Source organism: Citrobacter sp. Cpa228, assembly GCF_030333085.1.
Classification (GTDB): Bacteria; Pseudomonadota; Gammaproteobacteria; order Enterobacterales; family Enterobacteriaceae; genus Citrobacter; species Citrobacter pasteurii.
Genome location: NZ_JAOWGQ010000042.1, coordinates 1 through 19,010 on the forward strand (window position 1 = coordinate 1; position 19,010 = coordinate 19,010).

Consider the following 19,010-nt stretch of genomic DNA (forward strand, 5'->3'; position numbering starts at 1 on the left):
GCAACAACGCCCGCGCCAACGGTACGGCCGCCTTCACGGATTGCGAAACGCAGACCGTCATCCATCGCGATCGGGTGGATCAGGGTAACAACCATTTTGATGTTGTCGCCCGGCATTACCATCTCTACGCCTTCCGGCAGTTCGATGGTACCAGTCACGTCAGTAGTACGGAAGTAGAACTGCGGACGGTAGCCTTTGAAGAACGGAGTATGACGGCCGCCTTCGTCTTTGGACAGAATGTACACTTCAGATTCGAACTTGGTGTGCGGCTTGATAGAGCCCGGCTTAGCCAGTACCTGACCACGTTCGATTTCTTCACGTTTGATACCACGCAGCAGAACACCAACGTTCTCACCAGCACGGCCTTCGTCCAGCAGTTTGCGGAACATTTCAACGCCAGTACAGGTAGACTTGGCAGTCTCTTTGATACCAACGATTTCAACTTCTTCACCAACTTTGATGATACCGCGTTCTACACGACCGGTAACAACGGTACCACGACCGGAGATGGAGAATACGTCTTCGATTGGCAGCAGGAACGGCTTATCGATAGCACGTTCTGGTTCCGGGATGTAAGAATCCAGGAAGCCAGCCAGTTCGATGATTTTCGCTTCCCACTCTGCTTCGCCTTCCAGCGCTTTCAGAGCAGAACCACGAACGATCGGCGTGTCATCGCCCGGGAAATCGTACTGAGACAGAAGTTCACGAACTTCCATTTCTACCAGTTCCAGCAGCTCTTCGTCATCAACCATGTCGCATTTGTTCAGGAACACGATGATGTACGGAACGCCTACCTGACGACCCAGCAGGATGTGCTCACGAGTCTGCGGCATCGGGCCGTCAGTCGCAGCAACAACCAGGATCGCGCCGTCCATCTGCGCAGCACCGGTGATCATGTTTTTAACATAGTCGGCGTGGCCCGGGCAGTCTACGTGCGCGTAGTGGCGAGTCGGGGTGTCATATTCAACGTGAGAAGTGTTGATGGTGATACCACGAGCTTTTTCTTCCGGAGCGTTATCGATCTGGTCGAAAGCACGAGCAGCACCGCCGTAGGTTTTAGCCAGTACGGTGGTGATTGCAGCGGTCAGGGTAGTTTTACCGTGGTCAACGTGGCCGATGGTGCCGACGTTAACGTGCGGTTTTGTACGTTCAAATTTTTCTTTAGACACGGCTATATTCCTTACTATAGTGCTCTCCCCTGTGGAGAGAGCACGGGACTTAGGTTTTAATCCTGTGGCTTATTTACCACGGGCTTCAATAACGGCCTGAGCAACGTTGTTCGGCGCATCGTCGTACTTCAGGAACTCCATGGAGTAAGAAGCACGGCCTTTGGTCAGAGAACGCAGTTGGGTTGCATATCCGAACATTTCAGACAGCGGAACTTCAGCGTGGATAACAACGCCAGTGACGTTGGATTCCTGGCCACGAAGCATACCACGACGGCGGCTCAAGTCACCGATAACGTCACCAGTGTTCTCTTCCGGAGTCTCTACTTCAACCTTCATGATAGGTTCAAGCAGAACTGGTTTCGCTTTCTTAAAGCCATCTTTGAAGGCGATAGAAGCGGCCAGTTTAAACGCCAGCTCAGAGGAGTCAACGTCATGGTAAGAACCGAAGTGCAGACGCACGCCCAGATCAACAACCGGGTAACCAGCCAGCGGGCCAGATTTCAGCTGTTCCTGGATGCCTTTATCAACGGCCGGGATGTATTCGCCAGGAATTACACCACCTTTGATGTCGTTGATGAACTCGTAGCCTTTCGGGTTTGAACCCGGCTCCAGCGGGTACATGTCGATAACAACATGACCGTACTGACCGCGACCACCAGACTGCTTAGCGTGTTTACCTTCGATATCGGTAACTTTCGCACGAATCGCTTCGCGGTAAGCAACCTGAGGTTTACCGACGTTCGCTTCAACGTTGAACTCACGCTTCATACGGTCAACGATGATGTCGAGGTGCAGCTCACCCATACCGGCGATAATGGTCTGGTTAGATTCTTCGTCAGTCCATACACGGAAAGACGGGTCTTCTTTAGCCAGACGGCCCAGAGCCAGACCCATTTTTTCCTGGTCAGCTTTGGTTTTCGGTTCAACTGCGATGGAGATTACCGGTTCAGGGAATTCCATACGTTCCAGAATGATCGGGTGATCCGGGTCACACAGAGTGTCACCAGTGGTCACGTCTTTCAGACCGATTGCAGCCGCGATATCGCCCGCGCGAACTTCTTTGATCTCTTCACGTTTGTTGGCGTGCATCTGAACGATACGGCCAAAACGCTCACGTGCAGTTTTGACGGAGTTCAGGATGGTGTCACCGGAGTTAACCACACCAGAGTACACACGGAAGAAGGTCAGGTTACCCACGAACGGGTCGGTAGCGATTTTGAATGCCAGAGCAGCGAACGGCTCGTCATCGCTAGCATGACGCTCAGCAGGAGTATCTTTACCGTCGTCCAGAATACCGTTGATCGCAGGTACGTCGACTGGGGATGGCAGGTAATCAATTACCGCATCCAGCATCGCCTGAACACCTTTGTTCTTGAACGCAGAACCACAGGTTACCAGGATGATTTCATTGTTCAGAACACGCTGACGCAGAGCTTTTTTGATCTCTTCTTCAGTCAGTTCTTCACCACCCAGGTATTTCTCCATCAGCTCTTCTGAAGCTTCCGCAGCGGACTCGATCAGGTTCTGGTGCCATTCTTCAGCCAGTTCCTGCATGTCAGCCGGGATATCTTCATAAGTGAAGGTTACGCCTGCATCTTCTTCGTTCCAGTTGATGGCTTTCATTTTCACCAGGTCAACAACACCGGTGAACGCTTCTTCAGCGCCAATTGCCAGCTGCAGCGGAACAGGGTTCGCGCCCAGACGGGTTTTGATCTGACCAACAACTTTCAGGAAGTTCGCACCCATACGGTCCATTTTGTTAACGAACGCAATGCGCGGAACTTTATATTTGTTTGCCTGACGCCATACGGTTTCAGACTGAGGCTGAACACCACCAACTGCGCAGTAAACCATTACTGCACCATCAAGCACACGCATGGAACGTTCTACTTCGATTGTGAAGTCAACGTGCCCCGGGGTGTCGATGATGTTTACGCGATGCGGTTCGTACTGCTTAGCCATACCAGACCAGAATGCAGTAGTCGCTGCGGAGGTGATAGTAATACCACGCTCCTGCTCCTGCTCCATCCAGTCCATGGTGGCTGCGCCGTCATGAACTTCACCGATTTTATGGTTTACACCGGTGTAGAACAGAATACGTTCGGTAGTAGTGGTTTTACCGGCGTCGATGTGCGCACTGATACCGATGTTACGGTAGCGCGCGATGGGTGTTGTACGAGCCATTTGATTCCTCGTTTATCTTTTAGGCGTTCAATTTAAGTAGCCCAAAGCGGGCTGCTTACTAGAAGCGCCCGCCTGGTGACTAAAACTCCGAAGGGATTACCAACGGTAGTGTGCGAACGCCTTGTTGGCTTCTGCCATACGGTGAACGTCTTCACGTTTCTTAACTGCAGTACCTTTGTTTTCTGCAGCATCAGAAAGTTCGTTCGCCAGGCGCAGAGCCATGGATTTATCACCGCGTTTACGAGCAGCTTCAACGATCCAACGCATTGCCAGGGCATTACGACGGACCGGACGGACTTCAACTGGTACCTGATAAGTAGAACCACCAACGCGGCGAGACTTAACTTCGACAGTCGGGCGCACGTTTTCGAGAGCTACTTCGAAAGCTTCCAGTTCGTTTTTACCAGAACGCTGAGCCAGGGTCTCCAGCGCGCTGTATACGATAGTTTCGGCAGTAGATTTTTTACCATCTACCATCAGGATATTTACAAATTTAGCCAGCAGTTCTGATCCGAACTTCGGATCCGGCAGAATTTTACGCTGACCAATGACGCGACGACGTGGCATGGAAATACTCCGTTGTTAATTCAGGATTGTCCAAAACTCTAAGAGTTTAGTTTGACATTAATATAAAACGTTTGGCCTTACTTAACGGAGAACCATTAAGCCTTAGGACGTTTCACGCCATACTTGGAGCGTGATTGCTTACGGTCTTTAACGCCGGAGCAGTCAAGCGCACCACGAACGGTGTGGTAACGAACACCCGGGAGGTCTTTTACACGACCGCCACGGATCAGGATCACGGAGTGCTCCTGCAGGTTGTGACCTTCACCACCGATGTAGGAAGTCACTTCAAAACCGTTAGTCAGACGAACACGGCAAACTTTACGCAGTGCGGAGTTCGGTTTTTTAGGAGTGGTAGTATATACACGAGTACATACGCCACGTTTCTGCGGGCATGCTTCCAGCGCAGGCACGTTGCTTTTTGCAACTTTGCGTGCACGTGGTTTGCGTACCAGCTGGTTAACTGTTGCCATTAAATAGCTCCTGGTTTTAGCTTTTGCTTCGTAAACACGTAATAAAACGACCTCATACAATATGAGGACGCAGAATTTTAGGTCGGTGTCGAAAAGGTGTCAAGAAATATACAACGATCCCACAATTACCAGGTCATCTGGCTGAGATGCTTCACCGTAAGTCTGACGAAGTCAGTATAGCCAACCCTGACGACACTGTCTGAAATTTGACCACCCAACCCGCGAGCTTTAATGTCTTCTTCCAGTACATAGACCTTAATGGAGGCATTTTTCAGACTTTCAAGGAAACGACTGCCTTCTATTGCTGCAGTGACGCCATCCTGAAGCAGTAAAAGCTCGTCATCTTCAGCGATCAGACGCAGGAGGGAGGAGAAGTCGGTTAGCCACGCAGAGCGATGTAAAATATGCAGCATGAGAGCCTCAAAACCTCAAAATGACGTCATAGTTGCCAAGCTCACGCCGCAAATCTTCCGGTTCGAGCGCCGTCGCATCAACCACAAAATTCGCCCCCTCTGCCAGGCCTCGCTCACGCAATGAGGCCGCACAAAGCCAGCATTGTTCTATATCGTACAATCCTAACAGTTTGAAAGTAGCAATATAGTCTCGCGCCAGAACGACATCCGGCTGCTGACCCTGGAGGATTTGGAAAACGCCATCACCGATGAAAAATACGCCGAGATCATCCGTTAAAGCCGATGTCGCCAGTAAGGCATCTAACCCTTCGCGGCCGGATGCGCTACCGTGCGGCACAGTAGAAAAAACAAAGGCAACTCGTTTCATTAAAACTGCACCACGCGATCGCACGTCAGGGATGCTTCAGCCAGCGATCCAAGACCGCTGAGAGTAAAGCCTGATTGTAAATTAGCACCAGACAACCCTAGCCGTGTTGCCTCAGTCTCATCAACAACACCACGCCGCAAGGCTGCCGCAACGCAGATATTCAGCGCCACGCCATGCTGTTGGTGAAGCTTTTGCCAGGCTCGTACTAAATCAAATTCATCACTGGCGGGCGATGTCAGAACGTTCGCGTTATACACGCCCTCACGATAAAAGAAGACGCTACACAACTCGTGTCCTTCTTCGAGTAGCGCATGCGCAAATTGCAATGCGCTACTCGCTTGCTGTGTGCCGTAGGCGGGCCCGGTTACCATGATGGCAAAACGCATTACTTATCTTGCCCCTGGAAATCACCGCTTTTGAACTGGCGAATATAGAGGTAAACCGTGTGCTTAGAGATGTTCAGACGATCGGCGACCTGATTGATCGCATCTTTAATATCGAAGATCCCTTTCTCATACAGGTTCAGGACAATCTGACGATTTTTGGCATTGTTGGAGACATTACGATCGGCGTTCACTTCTTCAATGGTGAACTCCAGCGTCTGCGTCACCAGATCTTCGACTGAGGACGCGAAGTTCACAGCTGATCCCACTTCCGGGGTCTCTGGCGGGATAAAGGTATTCATTATCTGCGAGAAAGGAACATCAAGGTTCATGTTGATGCACAGCAGACCAATCACGCGATGCTCACGGTTGCGAATAGCAATCGTCACCGACTTCATCAAGACACCGCTTTTCGCGCGTGTGAAATAACACTTCGACACGCTGCTATCCGCACCCGTCATATCATGCAGCATACGCAACGCAAGGTCGGTAATCGGCGAGCCAATTTTACGGCCCGTGTGTTCACCGTTAGCGATGCGAATGGCCGAGCATTTCAAATCCTGCAAAGAGTGCAATACGATTTCACAATGGGCACCAATGAGCATCGCCAACCCGTCCACTACCGCTTCATAGGATTTAAGGATATCGAAGTCGGTTTGATCGAAAGGACGTTGATCCAGTAAATCTAGCTCACTGGTTTCGTTGGTTAAAAGCGACCTAGACATGGAAAAAAGCACTCCTTTTCAGGAGCCTGTCGTTATGTTGTCAGGGCAGGCTCATCACTATTATAGGGGCATCTAAAGTAATACAGCGCACAAGGCGCTTTCCAGTATTAATTATATCCTGTCGATAATAAAAAACCGCCGCCCTGTGGGCGGCGGTTTCTGTTAGCTTATTTTTTGCTGCTGTCTGCAGCTTTATCTGCCGGCGCAGCATCTGGCTGCGCGTCAGCTTTCGGTGCCGGTTTGATATCTAACAGTTCAACATCAAAGACCAGCGTAGAGTTGGCCGGAATGCCCGGAACGCCGGTTTTGCCGTAAGCCAGATCCGGTGGGATAACCAGCTGGATTTTGCCGCCTTTCTTGATGTTTTTCAGGCCCTCAGTCCAGCCCGGGATTACACCGTCAAGACGGAAAGAGAGCGGCTCACCACGGGTGTAAGAGTTATCAAACTCTTTACCATCGATCAGCGTGCCTTTGTAGTTCACGACCACCGTATCGCTGTCTTTCGGAGCGGCACCGGTACCTTCTTTCTCCACTTTGTAGACCAGGCCAGTGGCAGAGGTTTTAACGCCTTTCTCTTTAGCAAATTTCTCGCGGTATACTTTACCTTTGGCTTCGTTGTCAGCCGCGTCTTTTTCCATTTTTGCCTGAGCGGAGCTCTTCACGCGCGCTTCAAATGCCTGCAGAGTTTGTTCGATTTCCTGGTCAGACAGTTTGCTCTTATCTGCAAACGCATCCTGAACACCCGCGATCAACTGATCTTTATCCAGTTTGATGCCCAGTTTTTCCTGTTCTTTCAGGGAGTTTTCCATATAACGACCCAGGGACGCGCCCAGCGCGTAAGCGGCTTTTTGGTCGTCATTTTTGAATGCTGCTTTGCTGTCAGCGGTAGCGGCTGGTTTCGCAGCATCAGCAGCGAAGGTGATCGGGGCATGCAGTGCAACGGCCATTGTGGTCGCCAGCAGCGTTACTTTAAACAGTGATTTCATCCATCTCTCCAGGGCCGGGGCATCTCACCCCAGGGTTAACTAACATAAAAATGTACTATAAAGCGTTGCAGAACAAATCAACATACAGGCACGCCCTATTATCACCACTTTTCAGACTCTTTTTGTTTAAATTAGTTTCGTGACCGAAGATTGTGTGCTGTGCAAACAGGCAAAGTTAAGTAGAATTCGCCGCAGTCCGCGATCTGCCGGAGAAAAACAGAAGAGGTGAATCATGCAGGATACTACGATGGAAACTCGCCTGGCTGAGCTGGAGAGTCGCCTGGCGTTTCAGGAAATAACCATTGAAGAGCTGAACGTAACCGTGACCGCGCATGAACTGGAAATGGCCAAACTGCGCGACCATCTGCGTCTGCTGACAGAAAAGCTCAAAGCCACTCAGCCGTCTCATATCGCGTCACAGTCTGAAGAGACCCCGCCGCCACATTATTGAGACGTAAAAAAAGCGGGATATTCCCGCTTTTTTTGTGCCCGATGACGACGTAAACGCCTTATCCGACCTACCGTAGGCCTGATAAGCGCAGCGCCATCAGGCAAACATACGGCTTAGTGGCAACCGCAGCCGCCGCCGTTACCTTTACCGCCACCGCCGCAGCAGCCTTCGCCGCCGTGCTCGTGACCATGGTCGTGACCGTGACCACCGCAGCAACCGTCATGACCGTGGTCATGATCGTGGTCGTGGCCGTGCGCACCGTGAACGTGGCCATGAGCCAGTTCTTCTTCGGTCGCTTCACGGATCGCGACAACTTCGACGTTGAATTTCAGATTCTGGCCAGCCAGCATGTGGTTACCGTCAACCACAACGTGGTCGTCTTCCACTTCGGTAATTTCTACCGGTACCGGCCCCTGGTCAGTTTCAGCCAGGAAACGCATGCCAACCTGCAGTTCGTCAACGCCCATGAAGACGTCTTTAGGAACGCGCTGCACCAGATTTTCATCATACTGACCGTAAGCGTCGTTTGCGCCTACAGCAACATCGAATTTATCGCCAACTTCATGACCGTCCAGCGCTGTTTCCAGGCCAGAGATCAGGGAACCGTGACCATGCAGGTAGTCCAGCGGTGCACTCACCGGAGACTCATCAACCAACACACCGTCTTCTGTACGTACCTGATAGGCCAGGCTGACCACCAGGTCCTTTGCTACTTTCATGATATCTCCTGAGCATGGAAAGAATAGTGGCGCAGATTGTAGCGGAATTCTGCACCTGTGTACCCTCTAGCTTAAAAAAAGCTGCGGCATATCGCTAGTCCGGATGAAAAATCCCGATCACTTGCTCTTCTTTGCGAACGTGCTCGCGCGCCTCTTTATCGGCCTCACGCATCTGATGACCGCACTTAACACACTCAACAATATCGATATTATTTTCACGCCACATCGCCAGCGAATCCTGCGCCTGGCAGGACGGACATTTTGCACCTGCAATAAAACGTTTACGAATTGCCATGGTTATCCTCTACTCAAATTCATCCCAGCCATCCAGCTGGCGCCGTTCATTCTGCATCTCCCGCTGAAAAATCTCCTCCAGCTCACGGCGGGCCTCTCTGGCTCGAGAGATTTGCACCGTATCGGTGTGCATCGGGATCAATTCCCGTAGCATGTGCATATCGAGTCGACGAAAATGCAACTGGGCACGCTGCGCCTGATGCGGATGCATCCCCAACGACACCAGCGCTTTGCGCCCCAGTTCCAGTGCGCTCGAGAAGGTTTCACGGGAAAACTGCGTGACACCGGCCTGTAATAGCTCATGCGCCTCTACACGTCCGCGCGCACGCGCAAGAATATGCAAATGCGGAAAATGTTGTTGGCACAATTCCACCAGCTTCATCGTGTCTTCAGGTTCATTGCAGGTGATCACAATAGACTGCGCCGCCTCTGCGCCAGCGGAACGTAAAAGCTCCACCTGCGTGGCGTCACCGTAATAGACTTTATAGCCATATTTACGCATCAGATTCACCGCACTGATATCCCGCTCCAGGACGGTAATACGCATTTTATTGGCCATCAACAGGCGTCCAATAACCTGACCGAACCGCCCAAAGCCCACCACAATCACCTGCGGTTTATCATCTTCCACCCAGGGTTTTTCATCTTCTTCTTCCGGACCGTTAAACTGGTGGGAGAGCCATTTATCAATCAGCTTCATCAGCAGTGGCGTGGTCATCATCGACAACGTGACAGTCACCAGCAAAAGTGCCATTTGATCGCCCTGAAACAACCGCTGGGAAGATGCTGTTGAAAACAGCACGAAGGCAAATTCTCCGCCCTGGCTTAGCACCCCCGCAAATTGCATCCGCTCCGAGCTTCTCATGCCGTTCAGCCGCGCCAGTACATACAGCACCAGCGTCTTCACAATGACCAGTACTATCACGCTCGCCACTACCCACAAAATATGGGTATAAAGCACGCCAAGGTTAAGTGACATCCCCACCGAGATGAAAAATAACCCGAGCAAAAGCCCTTTAAAGGGATCAATCGCCGTTTCCAGTTCATGTCGATATTCGCTTTCCGCCAGCAGCACGCCCGCAATAAACGTTCCCAGCGCCATCGACAGGCCCAGCGCATCCATGAATAACGCAGAGCCCAATACCAGTAGCAATGTGGCCGCGGTAAACACTTCCCGCACGCCGGACCCCGCAATAAAGCGAAATACAGGACGCAGCAGATAGCGTCCGCCAATCAACATGCCAGCAAAAGCCAACACTTTCATGCCCACTTTGATCCAGTCAAAATGTTCATCGGCTGATCCTGCTAACAGCGGAACCAGCGCCAACGCAGGGATCACCGCCAAATCCTGGAACAACAGCACCGAAAAGCCCAGTTGTCCGGATTCGCTGCGGTTCATCCCCTTTTCCCGCATCAACTGTAACGCCATTGCCGTCGATGACATCGCCAAACCAATCCCACCGACTACCGCCGCCTGCCAGGAAAAGTCAGTGAGCATCAATAACCCTGCCAGGACAAGCGCGCTAAGTAACACCTGCGCGGCACCGACACCAAAAATTGAACGCCGCAATTGCCATAGTTTGGCCGGGTTAAGTTCCAGCCCAATGATGAACATCAGGAAGACCACGCCCAGCTCAGAGAAATGCAGAATTTCATCCACGTCACTGATGAATCCAAGTCCCCATGGGCCAATCGCGATCCCCGCCAGCAAATAACCCAACACCGGTCCAATACCCAGCCGCGATGCCAACGGCACCGCAGCCACCGCCGCGAAAAGGAATAGCACTCCCGCAGTCAATAAATCAGAACCTTCCATCAGCGGCCTCCCACTGGAATCGGATTCGCCAGCCAGTCACCATACGCTTTCGCATGGCTGTCCAGCGCCTGCTTCGTTTGCCGTCTGGCCCAGTAAACGATGATGGGGCTCATCCAGTGCATCCGGCACATTCCTGCCGTCAGCTCAAAAGGACGTAGCACATCACTCATCGGATAGCGGTTCAGCGCGTCATACCGATACGCACTTTCCGGTTCACCAGTGGTGATCACACTCCGCCAATACTTTCCCGCCAGTTGGTTCCCCCCGGGGCCACTGGCAAACCCACGGCTCAGTACGCGGTCAAGCCACTCCTTTAGCAGGGCCGGGCAGCTATAGGTATAGAGCGGATGCTGAAAAACAATCACGTCATGCTCACGCAGCAGTTCCTGCTCGTGAGAAATATCGATAAAAAAATCGGGATAGTGCGCGTAAAGATCGTGCACGGTAACATTACTGAGCTGCATGGCCGGTTTAAGCAGAACCCGGTTCGCGACCGAGTCCTGAGATTCCGGATGGGCATACAGCAGCAACACTTTCGCTGGCTGGGACATCATCCCCCTCCCGGTTTTGTCTTTTGTCTATTTTCGGCGTTTTGGGCTACCATTGCGCCTCGGTGCGGCAAACGGCCCACACATTACATTATCATAATGATAAATTAACATAGTCTGAACATACGGCGCCTTATGATTGTTTTCTCATCGTTACAAATTCGTCGCGGCGTGCGCGTCTTGCTGGACAATGCCACGGCCACCATTAATCCAGGGCAGAAGGTTGGCCTGGTGGGTAAAAATGGCTGCGGTAAATCTACCCTGCTGGCATTGCTGAAAAATGAAATCAGCGCTGACGCCGGCGGATTTACGTTCCCGGGAAACTGGCAACTCGCATGGGTGAATCAGGAAACACCTGCGTTACCACAGCCTGCGCTGGAATACGTGATTGATGGCGACCGCGAATATCGCCAACTGGAAGCCCAGCTAAACGATGCCAACGAACGTAACGATGGGCACGCCATTGCCACCGTACACGGAAAGCTGGACGCCATAGACGCCTGGACCATTCGCTCACGCGCGGCCAGCCTGCTGCACGGTCTCGGTTTCTCTAACGAGCAGCTCGAACGCCCGGTCAGCGATTTCTCTGGTGGCTGGCGTATGCGTCTCAACCTGGCCCAGGCGCTGATTTGCCGTTCAGATTTGCTACTGCTTGATGAACCAACCAACCACCTCGATCTCGATGCGGTAATCTGGCTGGAAAGATGGTTGAAAAGCTATCAGGGCACGCTGATTTTGATTTCCCACGACCGGGATTTCCTCGACCCGGTGGTGGATAAAATTATCCATATCGAACAACAAACCATGTTCGAGTACACCGGCAACTACAGCGCGTTTGAAATCCAGCGTGCAACCCGCCTCGCGCAGCAACAGGCCATGTACGAAAGCCAGCAGGAGCGTGTGGCGCATCTGCAAAGCTATATCGATCGTTTCCGCGCTAAAGCAACGAAAGCAAAGCAGGCGCAGAGCCGTATCAAAATGCTGGAACGCATGGAGCTGATTGCCCCAGCGCACGTGGATAACCCGTTCCACTTTAGCTTCCGTGAGCCGGAAAGCCTGCCAAACCCGCTGTTGAAGATGGAAAAAGTCAGCGCTGGCTACGGCGATCGCGTCATTCTCGATTCGATCAAACTGAATCTGGTGCCGGGATCCCGCATCGGCCTGCTCGGTCGTAACGGTGCGGGTAAATCAACGTTGATCAAGCTGCTGGCTGGCGAACTGGCTCCCATCAGCGGCGAGATTGGTCTGGCGAAGGGCATCAAACTGGGTTACTTCGCACAGCACCAGCTAGAATTTTTGCGCGCTGATGAATCCCCCATTCAGCACCTGGCACGAATGGCGCCACAAGAGCTCGAACAGAAACTGCGTGATTACCTCGGTGGATTCGGCTTCCAGGGCGATAAAGTCAGCGAAGAAACCCGACGTTTCTCCGGCGGTGAAAAAGCGCGTCTGGTGCTGGCGTTGATCGTCTGGCAGCGCCCGAACCTGCTGCTGCTCGATGAACCGACCAACCACCTGGATTTGGATATGCGCCAGGCGCTGACCGAAGCGCTGATCGATTTCGAAGGCGCACTGGTCGTGGTCTCGCACGACCGTCACCTGATTCGCTCCACCACCGACGACCTCTATCTGGTACACGACAAGAAAGTCGAGCCGTTTGACGGCGATCTGGAGGATTATCAGCAGTGGCTGAGCGATGTGCAAAAACAGGAAAGCCAGGGCGACGAACCGGCGAAAGAGAGCGTTAACAGCGCCCAGGCGCGTAAAGACCAGAAGCGTCGCGAAGCTGAACTGCGCACCCTGACGCAACCGCTGCGTAAAGAGATCACTCGTCTGGAAAAAGAGATGGAGAAATTGCACGCACAGCTGGCGCAGGCGGAAGAGAAACTTGGCGACAGCGAACTGTACGATCAAAACCGCAAGGCCGAACTCACGGCGTGTTTGCAGCAACAAGCCAGTGCGAAGTCCGGGCTGGAAGAGTGTGAAATGGCCTGGCTGGACGCGCAGGAACAGCTTGAGCAGATGCTGGCCGAATAAGCACAAAATCACATATTGGCTAACCCGCACGCGCTGCGCGCGGTATAGTTATTCTTTCCGATTATTAATTGCTCTGGTGTTATGGTTGAAATCACGTCCACAGAAATGACCCCACCTATCGGCGATTCGCGAGATTTCCGCCCAATGCGCGGTATCAGTAACCGCCATCTGCAGACGATGCTGCCGCGTTTAATTCGCCGCAAGGTGAAGTTCAATGCCCACTGGCAGCGTCTGGAATTGCCTGACGGTGACTTTGTCGATCTGGCGTGGAGTGAAGATCCGCAACAGGCGAAACACAAGCCACGTCTGGTGGTTTTTCACGGTCTGGAAGGCAGTCTGAACAGCCCCTACGCCCACGGACTGATTGAGGCGGCGCAAAAGCGCGGCTGGCTGGGTGTGGTGATGCATTTCCGTGGCTGTAGCGGCGAACCCAATCGTCTGAACCGTATTTATCACTCCGGTGAAACAGAAGACGGCACCTGGTTTTTAAACTGGCTGGAGCGTGAGTTCGGTCGTGTACCCACCGCTGCAGTAGGTTATTCGCTCGGTGGAAACATGCTGGCCTGCCTGCTGGCAAAAGAAGGGAACACGATCCCCATTGATGCGGCAGTTATCGTCTCTGCACCGTTTGTGCTGGAAGCCTGTAGTTATCACATGGAGAAAGGTTTCTCCCGCGTCTACCAGCGCTACCTGCTCAATCTGCTGAAAGCCAACGCCTCACGGAAACTGGAAGCCTACCCGGGGTCGCTGCCGGTGAGCCTCGCGCAATTAAAATCCCTGCGCCGTATTCGCGATTTCGACGATTTGATCACAGCTAAAATCCACGGTTTTGCTGACGCTATAGATTACTATCGTCAGTGCAGCGCCATGCCACTGTTGAATCGGATCGCCAAACCGACGCTGATTATCCATGCCAAAGACGATCCGTTTATGGATAGTCATGTCATCCCGCAACCCGAGAATCTGCCCCCGCAGGTGGAGTATCAACTCACCGAGCACGGTGGACACGTCGGATTTATTGGCGGCACGTTACGTCGCCCTGAGATGTGGCTGGAATCCCGTATTCCCGACTGGCTGACAACATATCTGGAGGCATCATCATGATGATTCCCTGGCAAGACATCTCCCCGGACGCGCTGGACAACCTGATTGAAAGCTTTGTCTTGCGCGAAGGCACCGATTATGGTGAACATGAACGCTCGCTCGAACAAAAAGTCGCCGACGTCAGACGCCAGTTACAATCTGGCGAAGCCATCCTGGTATGGTCAGAACTGCATGAAACGGTCAACATTATGCCGCGGAAACAGTTTCGCGAATAATCGGTTGTCGACGGCTGACTATAATAAAAAACCAACCTGTTTATGGAGTTGTTATGTCTGCCAAACATCCGGTGATTGCGGTAACAGGATCCAGCGGCGCGGGGACCACCACCACCAGCCTCGCGTTTCGTAAAATTTTCGCACAGTTAAATCTGCGCGCCGCCGAGGTGGAAGGTGACAGTTTTCACCGCTATACCCGTCCGGAGATGGACATGGCGATTCGCAAAGCACGCGATGCAGGGCGGCATATCAGCTACTTCGGCCCCGAAGCTAACGACTTCGGTCTGCTGGAGCAAACCTTCATTGAATACGGCCAGACGGGCAAAGGTCAGTCGCGTAAATACCTGCACACCTATGATGAGGCCGTACCGTGGAATCAGGTTCCGGGGACATTCACGCCCTGGCAGCCGCTGCCTGAACCGACGGATGTCCTGTTCTATGAAGGATTGCACGGCGGCGTAGTAACCCCGCAACAAAATGTGGCGCGGCATGTCGATCTGCTGGTTGGCGTGGTGCCGATCGTCAACCTGGAGTGGATCCAGAAGCTGACCCGCGATACCAGCGAGCGTGGACACTCGCGCGAAGCGGTGATGGATTCGGTGGTGCGCTCAATGGACGATTACATCAATTACATCACGCCACAGTTTTCCCGTACGCATATCAACTTCCAGCGCGTACCGACCGTCGACACCTCTAATCCCTTTGCCGCCAAGAGCATTCCGTCACTCGATGAAAGCTTTGTCGTGATTCATTTTCGTAATCTGGAAGGGATCGACTTCCCGTGGCTACTGGCGATGCTGCAGGGCTCATTCATTTCGCATATCAATACGTTGGTCGTACCGGGCGGAAAAATGGGTCTGGCGATGGAATTGATTATGCTGCCGCTGGTCCAGCGACTGATGGAAGGCAAAAAGATAGAGTGATATGTGGAAAGCGCCCGATGGCGCTTCGCTTATCGGGCCTACGACTCAACATCACCCTGTAGGCCGGATAAGGCAACGCCGCCATCCGGCATCAGCAATTACGCGGCAACCACTTCATAGGAATGGGTGATATTCACCGCCTTTTCCAGCATCAGCGCCACGGAGCAATATTTTTCCGCCGAAAGATCTACCGCACGCGCGACGGAAGCATCTTTCAGGTCGCGACCCGTTACGATGAAATGCAGGTTAATGTGGGTAAACAGACGCGGCGCTTCTTCACGACGCTCAGAGGTGAGCTTCACTTCGCAGTTGGTGACATCCTGACGACCCTTTTGCAGGATCGACACCACATCAATGGCGCTACACCCCCCTGCCGCCATTAACACCATCTCCATCGGACTCGGCGCTTTATCACCAGAGTTACCGTCCATCAAAATTTGGTGGCCTGAGGCGGACTCACCGAGGAAGGTTAGCCCCTCAACCCACTTTACACGCGCTTGCATATTTCGTAACTCCAATGTTTCAATTTTCCTGACAGATTACGCGTACATAACAATTCTCGCAACGGAAGGCGACCTGCGTCATGCTGAAGCGAGACACCAGGAGACACACGGCGAAAGCTATGCTAAAACAGTCAGGATGCTACAGTAATACATTGACGTACTGCATGTATGCAGAGGACATCACATTACAGGCCGTCGCACGTATTGACAGCCCCCTTCCCAGGTAGCGGGAAGCACATTTTTGCAAACCCAGAGACAGGTTGTTTTTTGGCTCTGGAGACAGCTTATAACAGAGGATAACCGCGCATGGTGCTTGGCAAACCGCAAACAGACCCGACTCTCGAATGGTTCTTGTCTCATTGCCATATTCATAAGTACCCATCGAAGAGCACGCTGATTCACCAGGGTGAAAAAGCGGAAACGTTGTATTACATCGTTAAAGGCTCAGTGGCAGTGCTGATCAAAGATGAAGAAGGGAAAGAAATGATCCTCTCTTATCTGAATCAGGGCGATTTTATTGGTGAATTAGGCCTCTTCGAAGAAGGCCAGGAACGTAGCGCCTGGGTACGTGCCAAAACCGCATGTGAAGTCGCTGAAATTTCCTACAAAAAATTTCGCCAATTAATCCAGGTCAACCCAGATATTCTGATGCGTCTGTCTTCTCAGATGGCTCGTCGTCTGCAGGTAACGTCTGAAAAAGTAGGCAACCTTGCCTTCCTCGACGTAACTGGTCGTATCGCCCAGACTCTGCTGAATCTGGCGAAACAGCCTGACGCAATGACTCACCCGGACGGCATGCAGATTAAAATCACCCGTCAGGAAATTGGCCAGATCGTTGGCTGTTCCCGTGAAACCGTTGGTCGTATCCTGAAAATGCTGGAAGATCAGAATCTGATCTCCGCGCATGGTAAGACCATCGTCGTCTACGGCACGCGTTAATCCCATCGACATGGCGTGTTACGTAGTAATGCGCCATTTTTGTTTGCTCCGATGTGGCGAAGACTGATTTATCACCCCGAGATCAACTACGCACTACGACAGACGCTGGTGCTATGTTTACCTGTGGCTGTCGGTCTGATCATCGGTCAGCTTCATCTGGGGCTCTTATTCTCCCTCGTCCCTGCCTGCTGCAATATTGCCGGTCTTGATACCCCGCATAAGCGCTTTTTCAAACGTTTGGTTATAGGCGCGTCGCTGTTTGCCGGCTGCAGCCTGATTATGCAGTTACTGCTGGCACAGACTATACCGCTGCCGCTGATCCTCACCGGCCTGACGCTGATTCTCGGTGTGACGGCCGAGCTAAGCCCGTTACATGCGCGACTTCTGCCCGCCTCGCTGATCGCGGCGATTTTCACACTGAGTCTGGCCGGCAACATGCCCGTCTGGGAGCCACTGCTGATCTATGCGCTGGGGACAGTATGGTACGGCCTGTTCAACTGGTTCTGGTTCTGGATGTGGCGCGAGCAGCCGCTGCGCGAATCGCTCAGTTTGTTGTACCGCGAATTAGCCGATTACTGTGAGGCCAAGTACAGCCTGCTGACCCAGCATGCCGATCCCGAAAAAGCGCTGCCTCCCCTACTGGTACGCCAACAAAAAGCGGTGGATTTGATTACCCAGTGCTATCAGCAAATGCATATGCTGTCGGCACATCGCAACAACGATTATAAGCGCCTGCTACGTGCCTTTCAGGAGGCGCTCGATCTACAGGAACATATTTCCGTTAGCCTCCACCAGCCGGAAGAGGTGCAAAAGCTGGTCGAACGTAGCCACGCCGAACAGGTGATTCGCTGGAATGCGCGCACCGTCGCCGAACGCCTTCGCGTTCTGGCTGATGACATTTTGTATCACCGCTTGCCGACGCGTTTTTCAATGGATAAACAAATTGGCACGCTGGAAAAAATCGCCAACCAGCATCCGGACAATCCGGTAGGACAATTTTGCTACTGGCACTTCAGCCGTATTGCCCGCGTGCTACGCACCCAGCGCCCGCTGTATGCACGGGATTTAATGGCTGACAAGCAGCGTCGGCTGCCGCTGATCCCTGCCCTGAAAAGCTATCTGTCGTTGAAATCCCCGGCGCTGCGTAATGCCGGACGCATCAGCGTCATGTTGAGCATTGCCAGCCTGATGGGCAGCGCCTTACACCTGCCCAAACCCTACTGGATTTTGATGACAATCCTGTTCGTCACGCAAAATGGCTACGGGGCAACCCGGGTGCGTATTTTACACCGCTCGGTGGGCACGCTTGTCGGCCTGGTGATTGCAGGTGTTACGCTGCACTTTCATATTCAGGAAGGTTACACGCTGGCAGGCATGCTGCTGATAACCCTGGTGAGTTATCTGACCATCCGCAAAAACTACGGCTGGGCTACCGTCGGCTTTACGGTTACGGCGGTATATACCCTACAGTTACTCACGTTGAATGGGGAGCAGTTTATCGTGCCGCGGTTTGTCGACACCGTGATCGGCTGTTTGATCGCCTTTGGCGGTACGCTCTGGCTGTGGCCGCAGTGGCAGAGCGGTTTGTTGCGTAAAAACGCCCACGATGCGTTAGAAGCCGATCAGGAGGCCATTCGCCTGATCCTCAGCAACGATCCGCAGGCCACGCCGCTGGCGTATCAACGCATGCGGGTCAACCAGGCGCATAACACGCTGTTCAACTCACTGAACCAGGCGATGCAGGAGCCCGGATTCAACTCGCACTATCTGGCAGATATGAAACTGTGGGTTACGCACAGTCAGTTCATCGTCGAGCACATCAATGCAATGACTACCCTGGCAAGGGAGCACACGATGCTGACGCCGGATCTGGCGCAGCGATATCTGGAATCCTGCGAAATTGCGATCCAGCGCTGCCAGCAGCGGCTGGAATATGACGGCCCCGGAAGCTCCGGCGATGTGAACATTCTTGAGGCGCCAGAGATGCTGTCCCATGGGCCTTTAAGCACCCTTGAGCAGCATCTACAGCGGATATTGGGGCATCTGAATACCATGCACACCATTTCGTCGGTAGCATGGCGTCAGCGACCGCACCATGGGATCTGGCTGAGCCGCCGGTTGCGGGATATGAAGGGTTAAGAGATTTGCCGGATGGCGGCGTAAACGCCTTATCCGGCCTACAGAGTAAGGTGTGATT

20 protein-coding genes and 1 pseudogene are annotated in these 19,010 nt (G+C 52.8%); 7 read left to right on the forward strand and 14 right to left on the reverse strand.

The window, feature by feature from the left end:
- From tuf to fkpA, 9 genes are all read right to left on the reverse strand, one after another.
- The coding region (gene tuf / locus OGX91_RS07630; RefSeq protein ID WP_049014834.1) for an elongation factor Tu at nucleotides 1–1,169 on the reverse strand (1,169 nt) is incomplete at its 3' end.
- Nucleotides 1,170–1,238: 69 nt separating this feature from the next.
- Entirely contained in the window at nucleotides 1,239–3,353 is a 2,115-nt protein-coding gene (fusA, locus tag OGX91_RS07635; RefSeq protein ID WP_003023659.1) for an elongation factor G, read from the reverse strand.
- A gap of 96 nt (nucleotides 3,354–3,449) precedes the next feature.
- Nucleotides 3,450–3,920, reverse strand: a complete 471-nt coding sequence (gene rpsG, locus OGX91_RS07640) for a 30S ribosomal protein S7 (protein WP_003023657.1) — start codon at nucleotides 3,918–3,920, stop codon at nucleotides 3,450–3,452.
- Between the two features lie 95 nt (nucleotides 3,921–4,015).
- Nucleotides 4,016–4,390 carry a 30S ribosomal protein S12 gene (rpsL, locus tag OGX91_RS07645; RefSeq protein ID WP_003023654.1) on the reverse strand — a complete coding sequence of 125 codons (375 nt, stop codon included), beginning with the start codon at nucleotides 4,388–4,390 and terminating at the stop codon, nucleotides 4,016–4,018.
- Between the two features lie 125 nt (nucleotides 4,391–4,515).
- A complete protein-coding gene (gene tusB, locus OGX91_RS07650; protein ID WP_005121679.1) occupies nucleotides 4,516–4,803 on the reverse strand; it encodes a sulfurtransferase complex subunit TusB in 288 nt (95 codons plus the stop codon).
- 7 nt (nucleotides 4,804–4,810) lie between these two features.
- The gene (gene tusC, locus OGX91_RS07655; protein ID WP_005121678.1) at nucleotides 4,811–5,170 is read right to left on the reverse strand and encodes a sulfurtransferase complex subunit TusC; all 360 of its coding nucleotides are present in this window, start codon (nucleotides 5,168–5,170) and stop codon (nucleotides 4,811–4,813) included.
- Entirely contained in the window at nucleotides 5,170–5,556 is a 387-nt protein-coding gene (gene tusD, locus OGX91_RS07660; protein WP_005121677.1) for a sulfurtransferase complex subunit TusD, read from the reverse strand. The genes tusC and tusD overlap by 1 nt, the downstream gene beginning before the upstream one ends.
- On the reverse strand, nucleotides 5,556–6,278 hold the full coding sequence (locus tag OGX91_RS07665) for a helix-turn-helix transcriptional regulator (protein WP_286625860.1): 723 nt from the start codon (nucleotides 6,276–6,278) through the stop codon (nucleotides 5,556–5,558). The genes tusD and OGX91_RS07665 overlap by 1 nt, the downstream gene beginning before the upstream one ends.
- 167 nt (nucleotides 6,279–6,445) lie before the next feature.
- Nucleotides 6,446–7,264 carry an FKBP-type peptidyl-prolyl cis-trans isomerase gene (gene fkpA / locus OGX91_RS07670; protein ID WP_003023641.1) on the reverse strand — a complete coding sequence of 273 codons (819 nt, stop codon included), beginning with the start codon at nucleotides 7,262–7,264 and terminating at the stop codon, nucleotides 6,446–6,448.
- A 232-nt stretch (nucleotides 7,265–7,496) separates the two neighbouring features.
- Between fkpA and OGX91_RS07675 the strand changes: the two genes are divergently transcribed.
- Nucleotides 7,497–7,715 (forward strand): protein SlyX, encoded by a 219-nt coding sequence (locus OGX91_RS07675; protein WP_003023639.1) that lies wholly within the window; start codon nucleotides 7,497–7,499, stop codon nucleotides 7,713–7,715.
- Between the two features lie 113 nt (nucleotides 7,716–7,828).
- Here OGX91_RS07675 and slyD read toward each other — a convergent pair whose 3' ends face one another.
- The 4 genes from slyD to kefG all read right to left on the reverse strand — a co-directional run bounded on the left by slyD (nucleotide 7,829) and on the right by kefG (nucleotide 11,095).
- Nucleotides 7,829–8,434, reverse strand: coding sequence for a peptidylprolyl isomerase (gene slyD / locus OGX91_RS07680; protein ID WP_003023634.1), 606 nt, complete (start codon nucleotides 8,432–8,434; stop codon nucleotides 7,829–7,831).
- A 94-nt stretch (nucleotides 8,435–8,528) separates the two neighbouring features.
- Nucleotides 8,529–8,729, reverse strand: a complete 201-nt coding sequence (locus tag OGX91_RS07685; RefSeq protein ID WP_005121675.1) for a YheV family putative zinc ribbon protein — start codon at nucleotides 8,727–8,729, stop codon at nucleotides 8,529–8,531.
- A 9-nt stretch (nucleotides 8,730–8,738) separates the two neighbouring features.
- Entirely contained in the window at nucleotides 8,739–10,544 is a 1,806-nt protein-coding gene (gene kefB / locus OGX91_RS07690; RefSeq protein ID WP_040231766.1) for a glutathione-regulated potassium-efflux system protein KefB, read from the reverse strand.
- On the reverse strand, nucleotides 10,544–11,095 hold the full coding sequence (gene kefG / locus OGX91_RS07695; RefSeq protein WP_005121673.1) for a glutathione-regulated potassium-efflux system ancillary protein KefG: 552 nt from the start codon (nucleotides 11,093–11,095) through the stop codon (nucleotides 10,544–10,546). The genes kefB and kefG overlap by 1 nt, the downstream gene beginning before the upstream one ends.
- A 132-nt stretch (nucleotides 11,096–11,227) precedes the next feature.
- Between kefG and OGX91_RS07700 the strand changes: the two genes are divergently transcribed.
- From OGX91_RS07700 to OGX91_RS07715, 4 genes and pseudogenes are all read left to right on the forward strand, one after another.
- Nucleotides 11,228–13,129 (forward strand): ABC transporter ATP-binding protein, encoded by a 1,902-nt coding sequence (locus OGX91_RS07700; RefSeq protein WP_005121672.1) that lies wholly within the window; start codon nucleotides 11,228–11,230, stop codon nucleotides 13,127–13,129.
- Between the two features lie 44 nt (nucleotides 13,130–13,173).
- Nucleotides 13,174–14,233: pseudogene (locus OGX91_RS07705) on the forward strand (hydrolase).
- Nucleotides 14,230–14,448 (forward strand): YheU family protein, encoded by a 219-nt coding sequence (locus OGX91_RS07710; RefSeq protein WP_040231763.1) that lies wholly within the window; start codon nucleotides 14,230–14,232, stop codon nucleotides 14,446–14,448. The pseudogene OGX91_RS07705 and the gene OGX91_RS07710 overlap by 4 nt, the downstream one beginning before the upstream one ends.
- A gap of 53 nt (nucleotides 14,449–14,501) precedes the next feature.
- The gene (locus tag OGX91_RS07715; RefSeq protein ID WP_003827751.1) at nucleotides 14,502–15,371 is read left to right on the forward strand and encodes a phosphoribulokinase; all 870 of its coding nucleotides are present in this window, start codon (nucleotides 14,502–14,504) and stop codon (nucleotides 15,369–15,371) included.
- A 98-nt stretch (nucleotides 15,372–15,469) separates the two neighbouring features.
- Here OGX91_RS07715 and OGX91_RS07720 read toward each other — a convergent pair whose 3' ends face one another.
- Nucleotides 15,470–15,874: an OsmC family protein gene (locus tag OGX91_RS07720; protein ID WP_040231761.1), complete on the reverse strand. Its 405-nt coding sequence runs from the start codon at nucleotides 15,872–15,874 to the stop codon at nucleotides 15,470–15,472.
- Between the two features lie 306 nt (nucleotides 15,875–16,180).
- Between OGX91_RS07720 and crp the strand changes: the two genes are divergently transcribed.
- Nucleotides 16,181–16,813 (forward strand): cAMP-activated global transcriptional regulator CRP, encoded by a 633-nt coding sequence (crp, locus tag OGX91_RS07725; RefSeq protein ID WP_000242758.1) that lies wholly within the window; start codon nucleotides 16,181–16,183, stop codon nucleotides 16,811–16,813.
- Nucleotides 16,814–16,864: 51 nt separating this feature from the next.
- Complete coding sequence (locus OGX91_RS07730) at nucleotides 16,865–18,952, forward strand: YccS/YhfK family putative transporter (protein ID WP_005121667.1); 2,088 nt, start codon at nucleotides 16,865–16,867, stop codon at nucleotides 18,950–18,952.
- Nucleotides 18,953–19,010: the final 58 nt, after the last annotated feature.